Source organism: Pseudomonas sp. G166 (assembly GCF_037027455.2).
GTDB lineage: Bacteria > Pseudomonadota > Gammaproteobacteria > Pseudomonadales > Pseudomonadaceae > Aquipseudomonas.
This window is the reverse complement of the sequence record NZ_CP146985.1, coordinates 5,821,623-5,842,792: the sequence shown is the minus strand read 5'-3', so window position 1 is coordinate 5,842,792 and position 21,170 is coordinate 5,821,623. Positions and strand designations below refer to the sequence as shown.

The following is a 21,170-nucleotide window of genomic DNA, read 5'->3' as shown; positions in this document are numbered from 1 at the left end:
TCCTTTATGCTGAGGGAGCGTTTTCCTTCACTTGGCTCAGGCCATGACGGACCCGATTGACCAAGGTATAAACCAGCAGGGCGGCAACCACCGCCATCACACCATCAACCCACAGCGCCCCGAGCCAACCCAGGGCAATACCGGTCGCCAACACGCCCAACACAAAGGCGCGATCACTCTTGCCCATCGGCCCGTCATAGCGCCGCGAAGCCCCGACCATCGCCCCCAGCACGCCTGCGTATTCGCTGAACAACGCCAACAGCGTGACCAACAACACGAGCAACAGACTGGCATCGGGAATCAGGGCAAAAGGCAGGATCAAGGCAGCGTCGGCGATGATATCGCATAGCTCATTGAGGTAGGCGCCCAGATGCGATTGCTGGCCAAACTCCCGCGCCAACATGCCATCCACTGCATTCAACGCCATGCGCAGGAACATCCAGATCGGCACCAGGACGAAGATCCACGGATGACTGGCGAACCACGCGATCACCGCGCCGACCAAGACTGAAACGATGCCTGCGAGCACCGTGACTTGGTTGGCGGTGACGCCGTTGTTGTAAAGGCGTTGAACCAGGGGGCGCAGCAGGTTCTGGAAGGCGGGTTTGAGTTGGTAGATGGAAGGCATCGGGGTGAGATCTCGGCCGGTTGCGGGGCTGGGCTTATACAGGTGCGAGATTACGATAGGTTGAGGGTTGGCTGGCGGGTATTTCTTGAGAATGAGTGCGGGTAGGCATCTAAAACGGGATTTACCGCTGGAAAACCATCCGCTTCTAATGTGGGAGCGAGCTTGCTCGCGATAGCTGTGTGTCAGTCTCCATTGGTATTGGCTGACATTCCGCTATCGCGAGCAAGCTCGCTCCCACAGGTTTTGTGTCTCAACTGATCGACATTGGCCGATGCCACGGAAGTGGTTGGTGGTGTGTCCATTCAGGATCAAACTACGAAAATCCTGCTCGCGATAGCGGCACACCAGAACAGGCCAGCAGCCTGCCCCCCAACCCTCCCCAGGACAAATAAGGAGTGTTTCAAATGCCACAAATGGATTGGCTCGCTAACCACATGGATAAATGCGACCAGATGGCCGAGTGGCTCCATCGCGAATTCAGTTATGAATTTGCCCAGCAATCGCTCGCCAGCTGGCAGCAGGAGTTCGCGGCAGGGCAGCGTGATGGGTGCTGGAAGTGCCTGATCGCCATGGAGCAGGGCCAATTGCTCGGTGGTGCTTCACTGGCCAGTCACGACCTGCCGGACCGGCCAGAGCTGGGGCCGTGGCTGGCTTGCGTGCTCGTCGCCCCCAGTGCCCGACGCAGAGGGCTTGCGGCGCAGTTGATCGAAGGCATCTGCAGCCATGCGCGGGAGGCTGGAATCATCACTCTGTTCTTGCACACCCACAGCCAGCGTGATTATTACGCCAGGCTTGGTTGGGAAGTGCTGGAGCGGTTTGAGGCTTGGGGGAAAGAGCAGTGGCTTATGGCGCGGTGTTTATAGTTTGAGTGGTGTGTCAGTCAGCGTTAAGGGTGGCTGATATACCGCTATCGCGAGCAAGCTCGCTCCCACAGGTTCTCTGCCTGACGCAACCGTGTCGCTACTTCGCATTCAGCCATTAAAAAAAGCAGCCCTTTGGCACCGATAACATCGTTTCTCGGGCCGGCGGCTTTTCCCTATATTGGCCCCCAGATCCGGTGAATGGCTCAACGTTCACCCCTTGAGTGCGAGTAGTCCCAATGAACAATAAACCTGACAGCGCAGGGCTTGAAAATGCGGGTGCGGCAACCCGGGCGGTGTGGGGCGGGGAGCAAGTCAGGCATCCCTACAACGCCACGCAAACCCCGATCGTGGTCAGTGCCGCTTACGGTTACGACGACATCGACGTCTGGTACGACGTTGCGCTGGGCAAGGCGCCAGGCTTTATCTACAGCCGCATGAGCAACCCCACCGTCGAGACCCTCGAAGCCAAGATCTGCGAGTTGGAAATGGCCGAGTCCGCCGTGGCGTTCAGCAGCGGCATGGCGGCGATCAGCAGCGTGCTTTATACCTTCCTGGCCCATGGCGATCGTGTGGTGTCGACCAAGGACAGTTACGGCGGCACCAACAAGATTTTCGAAGAATTCCTGCCGCGCATGGGCGTGGGCGTGACCTTGTGCGAGACGTTCGATCACGAAGAGATCGAGCGGGAAATCGCCAAGGGTTGCCAGTTGGTGTACCTGGAAACGCCGACCAACCCGACCCTGAAAATCCTCGACATCCCACGCTTGGTGGCAGCGGCCAAGCGCGTCGGCGCCGTGGTGGTGGCGGACAATACCTTCGCCACGCCGCTCAACCAGAACCCGCTGGCCTTGGGCGTGGACGTGGTGATCCACAGTGCGACCAAGTTCCTCAGCGGCCATGGCGATGTGCTCGGTGGCCTGGTCTGCGGCAGCGCCGCCTTGATGGCCAAGGTTCGGCACTATCGGGAAATCAACGGCGCGTCGCTCGACCCGTTCTCGGCCTACATGATCATCCGTGGCATGAAAACCCTGGTGCTGCGCATGCGTCAGCAGCAATCCAGTGCCCGGGCCCTGGCGGAGTTTCTCTGCACCGAGCCGTTGGTGGAGTCGGTGAATTATCCCGGCCTGCCCAGCCATCCGAACCACGCCGTGGCCTGTGCGCAGATGTCCGGCTTCGGCGCCATCGTCAGTTTTGTCCTGGTCGGTGGCATGGACACGGTCAAGGTGCTCCTGCCGCGCCTGCGCTTTGCCCATTGCGCCGGCAATCTCGGCGCGGTGGAAACCATCTACGGCCCGGCCCGCACCACCAGCCATGTTGAAAACACCCTCGAGGAACGCCTGGCCCTGGGCATCTCCGAAGGGCTGGTGCGGGTCTCCGTGGGTATCGAAGACACCGACGATCTACTGGACGATCTGAAACAGGCATTCGCCTTCGTCAAAAAAACACTTAATCCGCAACGCAATGAAGTTTATATCGAGACAACTAACTGAAGTTTGAATGTTGCTACTCCACAACAAGGCTGTTAGTGGGGCGTTCATGAATAGGAATAATAATAAAACTTAGTGGTGACGCACTTTTACTCTGCCCAGTAACTTGTCGCGGACGTTAACGCGCGCCCTAACAACTTTCATGAGAACAACCATGTCCATAAAAGAACAACACCTCGACACGCGTGCCGGTTTTAAACAGGAAATGCAGACGCGCCATATTGTCATGCTGGCATTAGGCGGCGTCATTGGTACCGGGCTGTTTCTCACGTCCGGGTACACGGTTAACCAGGCCGGGCCCATGGGCGCGGTGATCGCCTACATCATCGGCGCGCTCATGGTCTACATGGTGATGATGTGCCTGGGTGAACTGGCGGTGCAGATGCCGGAAACCGGTTCGTTCAGCACCTACGCCACGCGCTTTCTCGGCCCGGGTACCGGTTACACGGTGGCCTGGCTGTACTGGTTGACCTGGACCGTGGCAATCGGTTCTGAATTCACCGCCGCCGGCATCTTGATGACGCGTTGGTTTCCGGACACGCCCGTGTGGATCTGGAGTGCACTGTTCGCCGGTTTGGTGTTTCTCACCAACGTGATCTCGGTGCGGTTGTTCGCCGAGACCGAGTTCTGGTTGTCGCTGGTCAAAGTGGTCACCGTGGTGGTGTTCCTGCTGATTGGCGGTGGCGCGATTCTCGGCCTGTTGAACATCGACCAGGCTCACAGCATCGGGCTGAGCAACTTCACTCGCGAAGGGCTGTTTCCCACCGGTTTCATGCCGATTGCGATGACGCTGCTGGCGGTCTCCTTTGCCTTCTCCGGCACGGAACTGATCGGCATCGCCGCCGGTGAAACCAAGGATCCGCAACGCAATGTGCCGCGCGCCATTCGCACCACCGTGCTGCGCCTGGCGATCTTCTTTGTCGGGACCATTTTTGTCCTGGCGACCTTGTTGCCCCGCGATCAGGCCGGTCTGGTTGAAAGCCCCTTCGTCACCGTCTTCACCTACATCGGCATTCCGTACTCAGCCGACATCATGAACTTCGTGATCATCAGCGCCTTGCTCTCGGCGGCCAACTCCGGTTTGTACGCCGCTTCGCGGATGCTCTGGACCCTCAGTGACCAAGGGCACTTGCCCAAGCAGTTCTCGGCCCTGACCCGCATGGGCACGCCGCTCAACGCGATCATCGTGAGCATGGCCGGCGGCGCCGCTTCGTTGCTCAGCAGCGTGTTTGCCGCCGATACCATTTACTTGGCGTTGGTGTCGATCTCCGGCCTGGCCGTGGTGGTGGTGTGGATGAGCATTGCCGCCAGCCAGATTGCCTTCCGCCGCCACTATGTCGCCAATGGCGGCGATGTGCGCCATCTCAAGTTCCGCGTTCGTGGTTATCCGTGGGTGCCGCTGGGGGCGCTGGTATGCTGCAGCCTGGCGTGTGTCGGGATCGCGTTCGACCCGGAACAGCGGGTGGCCCTGTACTTCGGCTTGCCCTTCATCGCCTGGTGCTATTTCGTGTATTTCATTACCCGCAAAAGCCGCGAGCAACGCTTGTCGGTTGCCCCCTTGGCACAGCCGTCCGATGCGTTCTAGCCAGCGCTGAGGCGTGGCCGGTGCGCTCGGTGGAAGGGGTGTCAGCGAGGTCCGATCATGAAGCAAAAGCCGTTACCCCCGTTGAACTGGCTGCGGGCATTCGAGGTGTCTGCCCGTTGCCTGAACTTCACCCACGCGGCCGAAGAATTGTGCTTGACCCAAGGCGCGGTCAGCCAGCAGATCCGCCAACTGGAAAGCCATCTGGGGGTGGCGCTGTTCAAGCGCTTGCCCCGTGGCCTGGGCTTGACCGAAGAAGGCCAGGCCTATCTGCCGGTGGTGCAGGATGCGATCACCCGGCTGGCAGTCGGCACCAACGAGATTTTCGGCCAGCACAAACGCCGACCGATCAAGGTGCGCGGCAGCCTGGCGTTTTTCGTGCACTGGCTGGCGCCCAAGTTGGTGAGTTTTCGCCAGGCCCATCCCCAGGTCGATATCCGCTACATCAGCAACATCTGGGTCAAGGAACTGGACGGTGAAGACGACATGGAAATCCGCTGGGGCCACGGTCAATGGCCAGGCCTAGTGTCGCAACGCCTGACCTGGGACACCTTGTTTCCGGTGTGCTCGCCAGCGCTGATGGCGCGTTCGCCACTGCAGGTGCCGGCGGACGTGGCCAAACATCCGCTGCTGCACGTGTTGGGTTACGAAGAAGGTTGGGGTTATTGGCTGAACATGGTCGGCGCGGACGGCGTTGATTCTTCGACGGGCATGCAGTTCGACACGCTGGTTTGCACCTTGCGCATGGCCGAACTGGGGCAGGGTATTGCCCTGGCTCGCTCGTCGATGGTGGCTGACCTGCTTGAAGACGGGCGGCTGGTCGAGCCCTTCACCCAGCGCATCGAAGCCAGCGAATCGTTCTACCTGGTACGCAGTTCCGGGGCCGACCAGCACCCCGACGCGGTGATGTTTTCCACCTGGCTGGTCGAGCAGGCACATCGTTATAAATAATTGGCCGGAGCCAACCATGCGCTATGTGAGTACCCGGAATGCGGCGGTACAGGTCGATTTCGAAAAGGTCGTGTTGTCGGGCATCGCTGAAGACGGCGGGCTGTTCGTCCCGCTTGAGCTGCCGCAGTTCGAACCCCAGGACATCGCCAACTGGTCGACCCTGGCCTATGACGAACTGGCCTATCGAGTGATGCGTCCGTTCGTGGGTGAGGCGATTCCCGAGGCTGACTTCAAGCGCGTGCTCAAGGAGGCTGGCAGCCAGTTCAGCCATCGCTCCCTGGCACCTTTGCATCAGGTGGATCGCAACGAATGGGTCCTGGAGTTGTTCCATGGCCCGACCCGTTCCTCGAAAGATTTTGCCGCGCAGTTGCAGGCACGGCTGGTGCAATACTTCCTGCGCAAACGCCAGCGCCGCGCCGTGGTGATCGGCGCCACCAATGGCGACACCGGGTTGGCCGCCATCGAAGCCTTCAAGCACTGCGATGAAACCGACGTGGTGGTGATTTACCCGGAGGCAGGCGTGCCGCAAGAACAACGCCAGCACCTGCAAGCGGCGGCCCATCCGCGGGTTCATCAGTTCGCCGTCAATGGCAGCTTCGACGAGTGCCAGACCCTCGTCACCCGCTTGTTCCGGCAGTGGCCGTGCACCGGGCGCGAGGCGATCAGTTTCAACTCCAGCAACTGGGTCAGCGTCATGGCGCAGTTGGTGTTTTACTTCCACGCCGTGCTGCAACTGGGCGGCGGTCAGCGCCCGATTGGTTTCAGCGTGCCGGCGGCGAGTTTTGCCGAGGTCTACGCCGGCTACATCGCGCAGAAAATGGGCTTGCCGATCACGCAGATGATCGTCGCGACCAACCAGAATGACGCGCTGCACCAGTTGTTCCTGAAGAACCACTACTCCCGCTTGCGCGCCAACAAGACCTTGTCGCCGGCCATGGACCTGTCGATCTTTTCCAACCTGGAGCGGTTTCTCTGGGAGCTCTACGGCCACGACGACCAGGCGGTGAGCGCGCTGATGACAACCTTCGAAACCACTGGCGAGATGACCATCGCCAACGAGTTCTGGCTACAGGCGCGGATGATCATCGACTCCTATGCGGTTACGGATGAACAGACGCTGGAGGAAATCACCTCGCTGTATCGCGACACCGGCTATGTCATCGACCCGCACACCGCCACGGGCGTGCTCGCGGCGCGCTTGTACCGCCGCAGCCTGGTGGCGCCGATGGTGACCTTGGGCGAGATTTCACCGGCCAAATCGGCGGTGCTGCTCGGCGAGTTGGGGATCGACATTGCGCCGCAACAGCGTCCCATGTCCGACCATCGCCCGGTGCAGATCCAGCGCATCCAGCCGGACGACCTCGGTGCCCTCCAACAACTGCTCGCTGTTCTATAACAGGAGGCCCCCATGAAGCGAATTCTCGACCCGCTCGACGAACGCATCATCGCCGAACTCCGGCTCAACGCCCGGGCCGCCCACGCCGAGCTGGCGGCCAAGGTCAACCTCTCACGCAACGCCGTGCGCCAACGCATCGAACGTCTCGAACGCGACGGCGCGATCCAGGGCTACACCGTGCGCACCGGCGAGGGCGGGCAGGCTTCCTCGAACATCAACGCCGTGATCTTCGTCTACCGCTACGACCGCATGCGCGGCGCGGAAGTACTGCAAGCCCTGCGAGCCATGCCGGAAGTGCAGCAGTGCGATGTGATGAGTGGTGAGTTTGATTTGATGCTGCGGGTGGGTGCGGCGAATCCGGAGCGGGTGCATAAGGTGTGGAAAGAGATCTCCGCGTTGCCGGGGGTGGAGAACACCGTGACGTCGTTTGTGTTGTCATCGGTGGTTTAGGCAACAGTGCCCCCCTGTGGGAGCGAGCTTGCTCGCGATAGCGGTAGCCCAGCCAACACCAATGTTGCCTGACCAGGCCCCATCGCGAGCAAGCTCGCTCCCACAGGGTTCTGTGCCCGGCCAGGGGTAAGCATGCGTTCAAAAGAAGCCCCCGGCCAGCCACAGATACCCCCTGCACCACAGACATATCCCCTCACCAGAAATGGACCGCGCCAACCTGAACTAAAAAGCCAACCCTGTTGGCTTTTTTCATGCCTGCCGCTTCGCCCACCTCCTGGTCAAAACGCCCAGAAAATAGAGCAAATTGGCATATTTCACTGCCCAGCCCACCCCCCTAACCTAGATCCCAACAACCTCATCACCCGGATCAAGGACATAACAAAAATGACTGAATACAAACTGGCGCTGGTCGGCTTCGGCGGTGTGAATCGGGCGTTGGCTCAGCTCATCGCCGAGCGTAACGAAAGCTGGAAAACCGAACTCGGCTTCACCCTGAAAATCGTCGGCGTGACCGATCTGTTCCTCGGTTCGGTGATGGACCGCCACGGCCTCGACGCCGCCTCGCTGGCCAAACTACCAGCCACCAAAGGCGCCATGTCACAACTGCCCGGCGGCACCGTCGATGCCCTCAACGAAGCTGTGATCAAAGACTGCGGCGCCGACATCATCGCCGAAGCCACTTTCACCAACCCGGTGGACGGCGAGCCCGCCACCTCGTTTTGCCGCTGGGCGCTGGAGCGCGGCAAACACGTGGTCACCACCAACAAAGGCCCCATCGCCCTGCACGGCGCCGAGCTCAAGGCCCTGGCCCGGCGCAACAACGTCGCCTTCGAATACGAAGGCTCAGTGATGAGCGGCACCCCGGTCATTCGCCTGGCCAAACAGTCCCTGGCCGGCAGTTCGATCACAGGTTTCGAAGGCATCCTCAACGGCACCTCCAACTTCGTCCTCACTTGCATGGAAGGCGGCCTCGGATTCGCCGAAGCCGTCAGCCAGGCCCAAGCCCTGGGTTACGCCGAAGCCGACCCAACGGCAGACGTCGAAGGCCACGACGTTCGCCTGAAAGTGGTGATCCTGGCCAACGAACTGCTCGACGCCAAACTCACGGTCAACGACGTCACCTGCAGCGGCATCTCCGCCCTCAGCCTCGACGACATCGAAAAAGCCCGGCAAAACGGCGCGCGCTGGAAGCTCATCGGCGCCGCCACCCGCAATGCCTACGGCTCCATCAGCGCTAGCGTCGAACCGCGCCTGCTGAACAACGACCACCCACTGGCCAGCATCAGCGGCGCCACCAACGCCGTGTCCTTCACCAGCGAACTGCTCGGCGCCGTCACCGTCTCCGGTCCGGGCGCAGGCCGCACCGAAACCGCCTTCGCCCTGCTGTCGGACATCATTCACATCCACCAATCGACAACCCGCAAACAGGAGCACAACCTGTGAACGTATCGCGCCTGGCCCTGGCGGTCGTCGAACCGCATATCGAAGTCCTCAACCCATTTGATGGCAGCATCGTCGGCACCGTCGCCGACGTGTGCGTCTCAGAAGTCCCACAACTGCTGGAGACCGGACGCTGCGGCGTACAAGCCTGCGCCGCACTGCCACGTCATCGCCGCGCCAGCATCCTCGAACACGCTGCATTGAACATCGAACGCGACGCCAAAGCCTTCGCCCGGCTGATCGTCGACGAAGCCGGCAAGACCCTCAAACAGGCGGAAAAAGAAGTCAAACGCTGCGTCAACACCCTCAAGCTCTCCGCCGAGGAAGCCAAGCGCAACGCCGGCGAAATCGTGCCGTTCGACGCCTACGAAGGCGCCGAATCGCGCCAAGGCTGGTTCACCCGCGAACCCCTTGGCCTGATCGTCGCCATCACCCCCTACAACGACCCGCTGAACCTGGTGGCGCACAAACTCGGCCCGGCCATCGCCGGCGGCAACGCGGTGATCCTCAAACCGTCCGAACTGGCGCCGTTGTCGGCCCTCAAACTGGTCTCGTACCTGGTCGCTGCCGGCCTGCCCGAAACCGTGGTCACCGTCGCCACCGGCGGCGCCGAACTGGGCAAAGCCCTGGTAGCCGCCCGCGACGTGCGGATGATCTCCTTCACCGGCGGCTTCGTCACCGGCGAACAAATCGCCCGCAGCGCCGGCCTGAAAAAACTCGCCATGGACCTCGGCGGCAACGCCCCCGTCATCGTCATGGGCGACTGCAACCTCGACGCTGCCGTCGACAGCTGCGTCTCCGGCGCCTTCTGGGCCGCCGGGCAAAACTGCATCGGCACCCAACGCCTGCTCATCCACGCACCGATCTACGCCGCCTTTCGCGAACGCTTCGTCAACCAGGCCCAAGCCCTGGTGGTCGGCAACCCACTGCTCGCAGGCACCGACATCGGCCCGATGATCACCCAACAGGCCGCGCAGAACGCTGAACAGGTGGTGAACGAAGCCCTGCAACAAGGCGCCACTTTGCTCTGTGGTCATCGTCGACAAGGCAACTGCTACGCCGCCACGGTGCTGGAGAACGTCGATCATTCCAGCCGACTCTGGCGCAATGAAGCCTTCGCGCCGGTGGTGGTGTTGCAGCCCTTCGAGACGTTTGATGAAGCCATCGCGTTGGCTAACGAACCGGAATACGCGCTTCACGCCGGGATTTTCACCAACGACCTCAGCACCGCGATGAGCGCTGCACGACGGATCGAAGCGGGAGGCGTGATGATCAATGACTCGTCGGATTTCCGCTTTGATGCGATGCCGTTTGGCGGCTCCAAGTACGGGAGTTTGGGCAGGGAAGGGGTGCGGTTTGCCTATGAGGAAATGACCCAGCCGAAGGTGGTCTGCCTGAATACGTTGGGTTGATAGGTCAGGTCGTTGGCATCGGGCAGGTTGGTCACCTGCCCGATTTTTTTGCGGCATCCAAAAGAGCCTCGATTCTTGCGTTTCACAAATATTTTTCTGGAGCTGTCGGCCAAATCGTCCTGGCTCATCTAAGCTGAATTTTCCTGGAATATGCGCCAAGTGCCTCCTCACATGAATGCGGCCAATCCGGCTTGCGGCACCGCTCAGCAGCCAGGCGGGAGGAAAGGATGCCGAACGTACTGGTGGTGGTCTGGGACTTCGATACCCGCAGATTAAGAGTCCCCGTCGAGAACAGTCTTCTCTGCATACAGCTTAGAATCGGGGCTTTGCTGTACATGGCGAGAACTGCGTTCGCCAAACATGTCGATCAACATAAACTGAATTATTGCCTTGTCGTCGCCCCCGAGTATCTTTTCTCCAAGGAAATGCCTACCTCGTTTATTTCGGAGGAAGAAAAAGAAATCATCCGGGCAACATTGGCAGATATTTCAAGCAGAAATCCATGGCTGATATTCGTCCCAGGCACGACGCTTTGGTTCAAATCAATGCAGCGCCCAGACTCCAGGATGCGGAAAAGGGGAACCCAGCAGTTGAAATCGTGGGGTCAGGCCAGAAATATCAACAAGGCAAAATATGGTGTGGAAATGGATGCGGTCGTGAATGAAATCCCGAGGTGGGACCGCATAAACAAAGGGGTTTATGGCGATTATGCAAAGGCTACGAAGGAGCGTATCGCAAAAATCGAAGAAGAAGGTTCAGAAGCCAGCGGCGGAATCGTTAGAAATACAGGCTTCATCATTTGGGGTGGAGACGTTTTCTACCAGCATAAACGTTACCCCAATATAGGAAACGATGGGCTGGAAGAGCTGAATGGCCCGCAGTTCTGGGACGACAAGATATTCATGCCGGGCAGTTATCGGGAAACCCCAGCTGTCTATGGGCTGCAACTGGCTTTGGAAATATGTTCAGAACATTTCATTGGCGCGACGGTTTTGCATAAGAACAACGTCCTGGATTTCCATATCCTGGTCTCGGCCAGTATTGCTCTCGATGAAACTCGTGTAGGCGTAAAGCCTGGGGGGTATGTGGTTCATGCTGATTCAGAGGGCAGTTCAGTTTACCGGCGCGAAGGCATGAACCTGGTTCAACTCCAAGCCATTGATGAAACCGAAATAGGCTTGTTGGGTGTTGAAGCCGGTCGCGCCCGGAGTTTTGTTTGCGCGATTGCCTAGACCGAGCCTGACCCCGTCCGCCGAAAGAGCTGCAGTGGATGTGAAATCCAGAGCCGCGCTTACCCCGGGTATTGAGTGACCGAGCGTTCGTGACCCACCGTCATAACAGGCACTTCGCACACCCCACTGTGGGAGCGAGCTTGCTCGCGATAGCGCTATACCAGTCAACATCAGAACCGCTGACTCACCCCCTCGCAAACAGCTCACGACGACCCGCTTCCCTTCATGCCGCCGACGGCGACAAATCTAAACCCCCATGTGGCTCCCCACCTTGCATTGGCCTTTGCGCAGAACGCGCAGGCTCAGCTGACCGATCCCTCTATGCACTGCTTCCGCCCGTTGCCCCGATACGCGCGCTTTGCACCGAGTAACGTTCAGTGCACCGACCGTGCAGGCAACGTCGTCGATCTCACCGGGAATGAACTTCTGCAAACGTTCAAGGCTGAAACGTATCAGCTAAAAGAAAAAACCAAATTATGCATAAATGCATTTTTTTGCTTGACCCGCATGCATGACTCTCTATAAGGTGGTTTCGCTGTATGTACATACAGTATTTCAAGATCACTATTTATTTGAATCCATTCATGGACGAGGCAGTAACCTATGAAAACCAATCCTGAAAAATTCGGTGCAACCCCCCATCAACCCAGCCTTTGGACCCGCGCTGATGCGTTGAAAGTCCGGGCAGACGATCCCACCACCACGCAGCCGCTGGTCCGCGCGGATTTCCCGGTACTGAACAACGACGTGTTTATCTGGGACACCATGCCCCTGCGCGACCTGGACGGTAACGTGACCTCCGTCGATGGCTGGTCGGTGATCTTCACCCTGACGGCCGATCGTCATCCAAACGACCCGCAGTACCTCGACGAGGACGGTAACTACGACATCCTCCGCGATTGGAACGATCGTCACGGTCGGGCAAAGATGTACTACTGGTTTTCTCGTACCGGCAAGAACTGGGAATTCGGTGGCCGCGTGATGGCCGAAGGCGTTTCGCCGACCGCTCGCGAATGGGCCGGTACGCCGATCCTGTTGAACGACCGAGGTGAAGTGGACCTGTATTACACCGCCGTCACCCCAGGCGCGACCATCGTCAAGGTGCGCGGTCGGGTGGTGACCACTGAACACGGTGTCAGCATGGTCGGCTTCGAGAAGGTCAAGCCGCTGTTCGAGGCCGACGGCAACATGTACCAGACCGAAGCCCAAAACGCGTTCTGGGGTTTCCGCGACCCATGGCCTTTCCGCGACCCGAAAGATGGCAAGCTGTACATGCTGTTCGAGGGCAACGTGGCCGGTGAGCGCGGCTCGCACAAAGTGGGAGAGGCAGAAATCGGCGATGTGCCGCCGGGTTATGAAGATGTCGGCAACTCGCGCTTCCAGACCGCCTGTGTCGGCATCGCCGTAGCCCGCGACGCGGACGGTGACGACTGGGAAATGTTGCCGCCACTGCTGACCGCCGTGGGCGTAAACGACCAGACCGAGCGCCCGCACTTCGTGTTCCAGGATGGCAAGTACTACCTGTTCACGATCAGCCATACCTTCACCTACGCCGACGGCGTGACCGGGCCGGACGGCGTGTACGGTTTCGTCGCGGACTCGCTGTTCGGCCCTTACGTGCCGCTGAACGGTTCCGGCCTGGTGCTGGGCAACCCGTCCTCGCAGCCATTCCAGACCTACTCGCACTATGTAATGCCAAACGGCCTGGTGACCTCCTTCATCGACAGCGTACCGACCGACGAAACCGGCACGCAGATTCGGGTGGGTGGCACCGAGGCACCCACGGTGGGCATGAAAATAAAAGGGCAGCAGACCTTCGTGGTGGCCGAGTACGACTACGGTTACATCCCGCCGATGCTCGACGTCACCCTCAAGTAACAACAGCACCGGGGTTCAGGCAGCGGGTTTGCGGTCGATGACAAAACCGTCGTGGATATGATCGAGATATCCCGCCTGATTCATTGCGACGTTGCTCGCAAGGCCCATTGAACAAGGAGTCGTAATCTTCTTCGCGACTGGCTGCAAGGATGCAGTCGGTTGCGAATGCATTTCCCGCGACGTATGTACACAAGCTCCTCTGTGGGAGCGAGCTTGCTCGCGATAGCGGTGTATCCGCAGCATTCCAGCCAGCTGTTTATCGTGACTCCACGAGACTAGCCACGACCGACATCGCCTTGCGCCATTGCCTACAACTACGCCAGAATCCGCTGGCTTGTGCGCCTTGGGTCCCCTCGGTAGTTTGAATCCGTCACTGCTCATCAGTGATCGGGTTTCGCAGCCCGGACTCTATAGGCGCACAACGTCACCTTCGAAAGCAGATCGCCCATGTCTGTGATTTCGTCAGAGGTGGCTGTGCGTGGGAGACCTTCGGGTCTGCCGGTCCCTAGAGTCCCGGTCTGCGAACCCGCGTACAGCTGCCACCCCAACTTCGTTTCGCAGCGAATGGTGGTAGCTCCAACAGACTCTAGGAGCTTTACCATGGCTAAAATCACACCGAACCCGCCAGCTACCGACGAGACCGTGTCCCGCGTTCAGTCGGCTCGTAACAAGAAACTTGATGATGCTGCCAACCGAGCTTTGGATTTCTATCTGAAGCCTACGCCGAAGAAAGAAACGTCTGACAATCCCAACAGCATCTTTCGTATCGCGCCTGATGTTGATTCGGAATGTCTGCTTGCCAGTCTCAGTGAAAACCTCGCTGCGGCCAATGCCATGATCAATGATCTGGTGTTTGACCTCGAGGGATCGCGACGACGTGTTGCGATGGGGATTTTGCAGGTGATTGAGGTGAGTGAACTGCTGGCGAATCGGGCTTTGGATATTGTTGAGGTGAGATAGGGCGGGGCGTTGGCTGCCTTTCTTGCGAAAAAAGGTCTTGCTTAGCAAGACCTTTCATATAAAAAGCCACGAAACGACGAGTGCCCAAATTGTCCAACAACCTGTTGGATAATTGTCCAATCAGCAGGACATCAGCGGGGGCGATACTCGGCAAGCCGACTCTCAAAGTACTGTGCCGTTTCCTGATCAGTACAGTACAGGTAGCACCCTTTCATTCCACGGGTCATCAGTGTTCGGTACGTGTTTTTGATGATCAGATCCGTTTCCTTCTGCGCGAAATCAGGCCGCTCTTTCATTAGTTTCTTCCAGCCACGAATCGATTTGTCGTGCTTGTCACGCTTGTGCGGCGATGTGAGTACTTGCCCGTCACGAACGATCAAATCCGGCCCGATGATCACGCCTATATAGTCGACTTCCAGCCCCTGGCAGGTGTGGATGCAACCGACCTGTTCTATGGAGTTTTCCGCAATGATCCACAAACTACCGTCCTGATCCAGGTTCCATTGGCGCGCATAATCATCGCCGATCACGATATCGGACGCCTGGGGATCTTTTTTGCTGAGCCAAGGCCAGCAGTAACCCGCGACTACGCGAGCTTTGTTTCCGTGGTTTTTCTGCTCAATGGCCGCGTGCATTGCCTGCGGGGTGTTGAACACCTTGAACTCGTACTCGCTAGTATCGAGTAGCGGATTGGCGGTCAGTCGAATAGCCAATACGTCATCCAACCACGCTAGATAACCATCAGAACCGCTGCAACGGAACTGAGAGGACAGTGTGTATTCCTCCACGGTTGCGCCTTTGGATTTCGCAAAGGTACGAATAGCCTGCTTGCTGCCAATGTCGCTCAAGGTCACGCGCTGATCTTCGTCGATGAAGAAAATCGAGCATTTCGAAGAGTTGATCAGTTCCTTAATTTGGTTCTCGCCCAGGTTTCCATACAGACCGCTTTTTTCATTGAGCCGGTGAGCTTCGTCAACGATCAGAGCGTCGAACGTGTTGGGCTCAGTTTCAATAAACGCACCCGAGCCAGAAAAGAAATTGGAAAAGTGGCTGCGTTTGATCGTACCAACGAGCTTGCTTTCATACACCTTGCGAGGCGCTGCGTTTTTCGAGACGTATTTGCTCAGCAGCTTTAACGCGGTGAGTCTTACTAGCAAGTTGATCGCCAGAACGGTTTTTCCGGTCCCCGGACCGCCCTCAATGATCAGCACCTTTGGCGCTGCTATGGACGCTTCACTCGCCGCAACGAGTGCTGACTCGAAGACTTCTTTCTGGTCGTCAATCAACACAAACTCAGGTTTGCCATCCATAAGCCCCGTCAGCGCCTCGGCTAACGCTTTGGATGGCCGAATTTTTCCGTTGGAGAGTTCGTAAAGAACCTCCTTGTTATCGCCGTAAGTGATGTGTTTTTTCAGGAAGGTTCGTAGCTTGGTCAGTTCCTCTGGGCCTTTGAGGAACAACGGAGCTTTACTGGTATGGGCTTCGTAGTGAGCAGAGTCGATGACGCCGTCACTGACATAGTTATGCAGATAGGCACAGGGGCGAATTTCGATGCTTTTGTCATAGACCGCTTCGTTGAAGCCTTCCAACAGCGCTGCGTACGACCATACCTGGTAGGACGGGTGAATGGTTTCAACGAGACCACCACCCAAGGCGGTTTTGACAATTGCGTCCTTGGTGGTTGCGCTCGCCTTGCTCCATTGCTTCAGTTCGATCAATACAGCTTTTTTTGCTTGGTTCTCATCGCGTCCCGTGAGCAAAAAATCGATGCGTTTCGAGGACTGTGGAATATGTAATTCAATGGCCAGACCAGCATCGCTGGGTAGGTCGTCATCTCGAAGCACCTTGGCCATGTAGGTCAGGGATCCCTGCCAGGATCTAATCTCCGACGCGCCTACCTTCTTGCCGGTGGCCTCTTTGAAGTGTCGTAGGATCACTTCTTCAATGTCGTCGTTATCGTTGTCTTTTAAGAATTGCTGTTTGGTCGCAGCGTAAACGATCACAAGAGATCCTTAGAGCACTGAAGGTCAGAGTTGGTCGTACTTTTTGCTGGTGCTTTTAGCTTTGTCGACGGGGTATTTCTGGTCGTTCAGAGCCAGTTTGCTCGTGACCGCTTCGTTGAGATCGACACCGAGTACGCTACTCAGGCGGACCAAGTACATGAGTACATCGGCTAGCTCGTCCTTCACGGCTTGGGCGGTTGCGGGATGCTTCGCGGCAGCCACTGAATCGGCTTCGCTCATCCATTGGAAAACTTCGCAAAGCTCACCCACCTCGCCTGTCAGCGCGAGCAGAAGGTTTTTGGGCGAGTGGAATTGTTGCCAGTCGCGGTCATCTGCAAAGCGTTGAAGCGACGCTGCAAGATTTTCCACGTCGATTAATTGCTTGGGTGTGCCATCTGCCTTGCTCACAGGCTTGCCTCTCGTTTGCCACCAGAAACGTGACAACGGCCACGTCAGAAATCTAGGGATGGATTGTAAGAGTTTTCTTTTGGTGTAGTGGGCTTTTCAATGGTTTGCCCTTCGCCAGTTGGCCCCGTTCAGGCTCTGTTTTCGGCTGCTTGGTAGCGGTTCTTGACCTCGGCCACACTCAGCCACTTACGGCGTGAATGCACCACACGATGGCAATTGGCACATAGTAAAGCCAGGTCTGCGAGCTTGGTTTTATCGCCGGGTTGGAGCGTATGCAGTGGCTTCGTGTGGTGCACATCGATAACGCCTTCGACGTCCGGGCCATATGTTTTGCTGAAATTAAAGCCACAGGCTTCGCACTGGAGAACACCGAATTTCTTGAGGGCTTCGTCCTTTTTACGTTTGACGAGTTTTTTGTCCCTTTCCCGTACACGGTGTACGCGGGTTAACACTTTTCCTTCTTCTGCTTCGAAGAAACCCGGTTCTTCCTCGGCGCTTAAATCTATTGGCGCAGTAGACGTGGTGCCAACGTTTGCCTTAATGGCTGCCACAACTGCAGCGAGGTGCTCGGGGTTATTAGCGAATTCCAGCCATACCAACTCCTCGTCCTTATTACCTTTTGCAAGACCTGTACGACCGGTGTTGGTGTAGCTCGGATCCCATCGACGGAAATTGTTGAGCTTCATGTAAACACCATTGGTGTTACGAAAGCTCTGGTTCTTACTCACTCCGGTGGCGCTACCGATGAGATTAAGGCTCTCTGATAAGGATCGGACTTCCGGATGGTTCACGCCGGGCAAACCGTTGCGATAGAGGAGGTATAGGTTCAGGGCGAGGACTAGTTCGTCGCGGCTCCAAGGGGGATTGGATTGATTGCTGGCAGGTGAAGAGGACATGGCGGGGGGCTATCCGTAGGGTTCCCGTTTCGCTGTAGGAAACAGCGCAATGTGCCGTAAGAATATTCTCTTATAGTGGCGTTTGGGAATCAGGCGGCGTTCGAATGGTCTCCGCCGTGAGGACATAGGGGCATTGCTTGCACGAGCGTAGCTTGGCTACCAGACGGAATTTTGAATGGGGATAGGATTTTCAGACATTAAAAAGCCGGCTTATGGCCGGCTTCTCGTTGACTAACTCAGTTCGTTTTTGACAAACCTCACCAGCCTTCAAAACGTACATCCGGCTCTTGCGGCCGGCTGTGGGACTTGGTCAGAAAATGATCTGCCTTGTCGGTGCGAGGCGTGGGCTCGCAAATGTGGGGCGCAGGGTACGCGGGTTTTGGGGGGAATTCCAGGGGTAAGTTGTGTTTTGAATCATTGGGTTAGGGGTTAGCAGTAAAAGAGTAGGGGGGCTGATGCGCAGCCCTGCGGGGATAAATCCCCTCGCTACAAAAGCGACCCATGCTGGCGGGGACTCAATCGAACACCGGCGGTCGTTGTTTGTTCAGGGTTGACCACCAGAACACCCAGCCAATCACCCGTATGTTTTGCGCATCGATCTGTTCCGCACTGAAGACCTCGTCAGGATAGGCAGCACAGTTATGACTACGCAGCCGCAGCCGATTACCGGGAACGCGATGCAGGTATTTGATACGCAGCATCCCGTCGTGCTCAAGCGCATAGATATGGCCGTCGACGATTTGGGTCAGGCCGCGGTCGATGGCGAGGGTGGAGCCGTCTTCGATGCGTTCGGCCATGCTGTCGCCGACCATGGTGATGCAGATGGCGTCGCCGGGGTCGATTTCCAGGGATTCGAGGTGGCTGCGGGGCAGGCGGATGGATTGGTCGGGGACTTCGATGATGTGGGTTTTGGTTTCGCCGGGGGCGATGGGGGCTTCCTTGTAGAAAGGCAGTTCGATGTCCGTGGGTTCCAGCACAGTGTAGACGCCGTCGTTTTCGGCGGCTTCATAGGTGGTGCCGGGGCCGAGGCCCAATGGGGTTTGGGGGCCTTCGCCGTGGGCGAGCCACTCCGGGCTGACCGTCAGCAGGCTGGCGATGGAGTGGATGCGCCCTGGCGGGATGCCACGGTTGAACCAGTTGTTTATGTGCTGGGATTTCACGCCGTATAACTTCGCGAAGTCGGCGGATCGGATATTCGCTTCTTTTAGAAGGGCTCTGAAGCGGTCGCCACTGGAAAGTATTTTCATAAACGGAAAGTTTAGAGACGAAGCTGTTTTCGGCAATAAACATGTCGTTCAAATATATAAGACGATCTTTCCGTTTGCAGGATTTGAAAGCGGCGGGCTAAACGCAGTTAAACAGTATTAATACAACTTCGTATTAAGCACTATTAAGGCATAAAAAAACCCCGGTGCAAACCGGGGTTCTTCTGCACATTCAGTTTCAGCCTTTGTAGGCGGCAACCGACTTGGTGATCGCTTCGCGGGCGGCGTCTGCACCGGCCCAGCCTTCGATCTTGACCCACTTGCCTTTTTCGAGGTCTTTGTAGTTCTCGAAGAAGTGTTCGATCTGCTGGATCAGCAGCGCTGGCAGGTCGGTGTATTCCTTCACGTCGACGTACAGTTGCGACAGTTTGTCGTGTGGTACGGCGATGACTTTGGCATCGCCGCCGCCGTCGTCGGTCATGTTCAGGATGCCGACTGGACGGGCGCGGATGACCGAGCCTGGGGCCACTGGGTAAGGGGTCACGACCAGCACGTCGAGGGGGTCACCGTCGTCGGCCAGAGTGTTGGGGATGAAACCGTAGTTGGCCGGGTAGAACATGGGGGTGGCCATGAAACGGTCAACGAACAGGCAGTCGCTGTCTTTGTCGATTTCGTATTTGATCGGGGCGTGGTTGGCCGGGATTTCGATCGCGACGTAGATGTCGTTTGGCAGGTCTTTGCCAGCCGGAATCTTGCTGTAGCTCATTGGGCGGTGCCCCCGTTAGTTGACCAAATGACTGGTCGGATTGACCAAAAAGTGGCGGCGATTATAGGCATATTCAGCCGCTGTTGCCACGTTAGCAGGGTCTTAGAGACCTTAGTATGACGCCTGATAGACCGGATCTTCGGCCTGAAGTTGCCGCAGCCGGGCCAAAGGATCCTGGCGGTAGAACGCCTGGAGCTGTGCATAGACCTTGGGATAGGCCTGGTGCAGCAGGTCCGGGGCGCTGAAGAAGTATTCGCTGGTGACGGCGAAGAATTCCGCCGGGTTTTCCGCGGCGTAGGGGTCAATGACGGTTTCTGCGTCGGGGTTGTGGTCCAGTTGCCGGTTGAGGTCGTCGAAGGCCTGTTGCATGGCGTCGGCCCAGTCGCTGACGCGCATGTCGGCGTGCAGCGGCGGCAGGCCGTTGGCGTCGCCGTTGAGCATGTCGAGTTTGTGCGCCAGTTCGTGGATCACCAGGTTGTAGCCGTCCCAGCCGCCGCTGGCGAGCACGCCGTCCCAGGCCAGGATGATCGGGCCCTGGGGCCAGGCTTCGCCGCTGTGTTCGCCGTCCCATTCGTGCTCGATGCCGCTGGCGTCGCGGTAGCGCTGGGGGCTGAGGAAGTCGTCGGGGTAGAGGACGATTTCGTGGAAGCCCTGGTACCAGTTCAGCTCGCCGAGGTGCATCAGCGGCAGTTGCGCCTGGGCGGCGAGCAGCAGGCGTTGTTCCTGGTGCAGTTCGACGCCGGGCAGGGCGGTGAGGTGTTTTTCATGCAGGAACAGCACGCAGGCTTCGCGCAGCCACTGGTCCTCGGCGGCGCTGATGCCGTCGAGGAAGCTCAACTGATGACGCACGCGCTGCCAGGTGTCCTCGGCCACGGGGTGTTTGGCGAGGGTGCGTTGGCGGCGCCAGTTGCTCAGGGACCACATGGGCGATCAGGCTTTCGAGGCGCGCTGGTTCATTTTGCTGCGCACCAGGCTGATGATCATCGGCAACAGCGACAGCAGGATGATGCCCACCACCAGCAGCGACAGGTTCTGCTTGATGAACGGCACGTTGCCGAAGAAGTAGCCGAGGGTGACCAGGCCGCCGACCCAGAGGACGGTACCGAGGACGCTGAAGCCGAGGAAGCGCAGGTAGTTCATTTTGCCCACGCCGGCGACGAAGGGCGCGAAGGTGCGGATGATCGGCAGGAAGCGCGCCAGGGTCACGGTTTTGCCGCCGTGTTTGTCGTAGAAGTCGTGGGTTTGCTGCAGGTAGTCGCGGCGGAAGATTTTCGAGTTGGGGTTGCTGAACAGTTTTTCGCCGGCGGTGCGGCCGATCAGGTAGTTGGTGCTGTCGCCGAGGATTGCCGCCAGCATCAGCAGGCCGGCCAGCAGCAGTGGGTCCATGGCGCCACCGGCGGCTACGGCGCCAGCGATGAACAGCAAGGAATCGCCTGGCAGGAAGGGCGTCACCACCAGGCCGGTTTCGCAGAAGATCACCAGGAACAGGATGGCGTAGACCCAGGTGCCGTAGTTGGTCACCAGCATGTCGAGGTAGACGTCGAGATGCAGAATGAGGTCGAGGGGGTTGAAATCCATGCATAGCACCTGTGGTGGTGGCCCGACTCGGCAGG

General features: G+C 58.2%; 19 protein-coding genes. 11 read left to right on the top strand and 8 right to left on the bottom strand.

Going from position 1 to position 21,170, the window contains the following annotated elements:
• Positions 1 to 4 precede the first annotated feature (4 nt).
• A complete protein-coding gene (locus SGN16_RS25900) occupies positions 5 to 628 on the bottom strand; it encodes a CDP-alcohol phosphatidyltransferase family protein (protein ID WP_210641272.1) in 624 nt (207 codons plus the stop codon).
• Between the two features lie 404 nt (positions 629 to 1,032).
• Here SGN16_RS25900 and SGN16_RS25895 point away from each other — a divergent pair, with 404 nt between their 5' ends.
• From SGN16_RS25895 to SGN16_RS25845, 11 genes are all read left to right on the top strand, one after another.
• Positions 1,033 to 1,491 carry a GNAT family N-acetyltransferase gene (locus SGN16_RS25895; protein WP_335945927.1) on the top strand — a complete coding sequence of 153 codons (459 nt, stop codon included), beginning with the start codon at positions 1,033 to 1,035 and terminating at the stop codon, positions 1,489 to 1,491.
• 236 nt (positions 1,492 to 1,727) lie between these two features.
• The gene (locus tag SGN16_RS25890) at positions 1,728 to 2,981 is read left to right on the top strand and encodes a cystathionine gamma-synthase family protein (RefSeq protein WP_335945928.1); all 1,254 of its coding nucleotides are present in this window, start codon (positions 1,728 to 1,730) and stop codon (positions 2,979 to 2,981) included.
• A 151-nt stretch (positions 2,982 to 3,132) separates the two neighbouring features.
• Positions 3,133 to 4,563: an amino acid permease gene (locus tag SGN16_RS25885; protein WP_210641266.1), complete on the top strand. Its 1,431-nt coding sequence runs from the start codon at positions 3,133 to 3,135 to the stop codon at positions 4,561 to 4,563.
• A 57-nt stretch (positions 4,564 to 4,620) separates the two neighbouring features.
• Positions 4,621 to 5,511 (top strand): LysR substrate-binding domain-containing protein, encoded by an 891-nt coding sequence (locus SGN16_RS25880; protein ID WP_335945929.1) that lies wholly within the window; start codon positions 4,621 to 4,623, stop codon positions 5,509 to 5,511.
• A 16-nt stretch (positions 5,512 to 5,527) separates the two neighbouring features.
• Positions 5,528 to 6,907 (top strand): threonine synthase, encoded by a 1,380-nt coding sequence (thrC, locus tag SGN16_RS25875; protein ID WP_335945931.1) that lies wholly within the window; start codon positions 5,528 to 5,530, stop codon positions 6,905 to 6,907.
• A gap of 12 nt (positions 6,908 to 6,919) precedes the next feature.
• On the top strand, positions 6,920 to 7,357 hold the full coding sequence (locus SGN16_RS25870; RefSeq protein WP_109756321.1) for an Lrp/AsnC family transcriptional regulator: 438 nt from the start codon (positions 6,920 to 6,922) through the stop codon (positions 7,355 to 7,357).
• Between the two features lie 384 nt (positions 7,358 to 7,741).
• Positions 7,742 to 8,800: a homoserine dehydrogenase gene (locus SGN16_RS25865; protein ID WP_335945932.1), complete on the top strand. Its 1,059-nt coding sequence runs from the start codon at positions 7,742 to 7,744 to the stop codon at positions 8,798 to 8,800.
• Complete coding sequence (locus SGN16_RS25860) at positions 8,797 to 10,209, top strand: aldehyde dehydrogenase family protein (RefSeq protein WP_335945934.1); 1,413 nt, start codon at positions 8,797 to 8,799, stop codon at positions 10,207 to 10,209. The genes SGN16_RS25865 and SGN16_RS25860 overlap by 4 nt, the downstream gene beginning before the upstream one ends.
• A 227-nt stretch (positions 10,210 to 10,436) precedes the next feature.
• Positions 10,437 to 11,441 carry a hypothetical protein gene (locus SGN16_RS25855; RefSeq protein ID WP_335945935.1) on the top strand — a complete coding sequence of 335 codons (1,005 nt, stop codon included), beginning with the start codon at positions 10,437 to 10,439 and terminating at the stop codon, positions 11,439 to 11,441.
• 603 nt (positions 11,442 to 12,044) lie between these two features.
• Positions 12,045 to 13,319 (top strand): glycoside hydrolase family 68 protein, encoded by a 1,275-nt coding sequence (locus SGN16_RS25850; RefSeq protein ID WP_335945936.1) that lies wholly within the window; start codon positions 12,045 to 12,047, stop codon positions 13,317 to 13,319.
• Positions 13,320 to 13,919: 600 nt separating this feature from the next.
• Positions 13,920 to 14,279 carry a DUF6124 family protein gene (locus SGN16_RS25845; protein ID WP_335945937.1) on the top strand — a complete coding sequence of 120 codons (360 nt, stop codon included), beginning with the start codon at positions 13,920 to 13,922 and terminating at the stop codon, positions 14,277 to 14,279.
• 131 nt (positions 14,280 to 14,410) lie between these two features.
• On the opposite strand, the gene SGN16_RS25840 is transcribed toward SGN16_RS25845, so the two are convergent.
• The 7 genes from SGN16_RS25840 to SGN16_RS25810 form a co-directional block, all read right to left on the bottom strand.
• Positions 14,411 to 16,282, bottom strand: a complete 1,872-nt coding sequence (locus tag SGN16_RS25840) for a DUF2075 domain-containing protein (protein ID WP_335945938.1) — start codon at positions 16,280 to 16,282, stop codon at positions 14,411 to 14,413.
• Between the two features lie 24 nt (positions 16,283 to 16,306).
• Positions 16,307 to 16,690, bottom strand: a complete 384-nt coding sequence (locus SGN16_RS25835) for a nucleotide pyrophosphohydrolase (RefSeq protein WP_095974848.1) — start codon at positions 16,688 to 16,690, stop codon at positions 16,307 to 16,309.
• A 128-nt stretch (positions 16,691 to 16,818) separates the two neighbouring features.
• Entirely contained in the window at positions 16,819 to 17,586 is a 768-nt protein-coding gene (locus SGN16_RS25830; protein WP_335945939.1) for an HNH endonuclease, read from the bottom strand.
• 515 nt (positions 17,587 to 18,101) lie between these two features.
• Entirely contained in the window at positions 18,102 to 18,833 is a 732-nt protein-coding gene (locus SGN16_RS25825; protein WP_335945956.1) for a helix-turn-helix transcriptional regulator, read from the bottom strand.
• Positions 18,834 to 19,029: 196 nt separating this feature from the next.
• Entirely contained in the window at positions 19,030 to 19,557 is a 528-nt protein-coding gene (ppa, locus tag SGN16_RS25820) for an inorganic diphosphatase (RefSeq protein WP_047229468.1), read from the bottom strand.
• 111 nt (positions 19,558 to 19,668) lie between these two features.
• Complete coding sequence (locus SGN16_RS25815; RefSeq protein ID WP_335945940.1) at positions 19,669 to 20,481, bottom strand: M90 family metallopeptidase; 813 nt, start codon at positions 20,479 to 20,481, stop codon at positions 19,669 to 19,671.
• Between the two features lie 6 nt (positions 20,482 to 20,487).
• The gene (locus tag SGN16_RS25810) at positions 20,488 to 21,135 is read right to left on the bottom strand and encodes a DedA family protein (protein ID WP_335945941.1); all 648 of its coding nucleotides are present in this window, start codon (positions 21,133 to 21,135) and stop codon (positions 20,488 to 20,490) included.
• Positions 21,136 to 21,170: the final 35 nt, after the last annotated feature.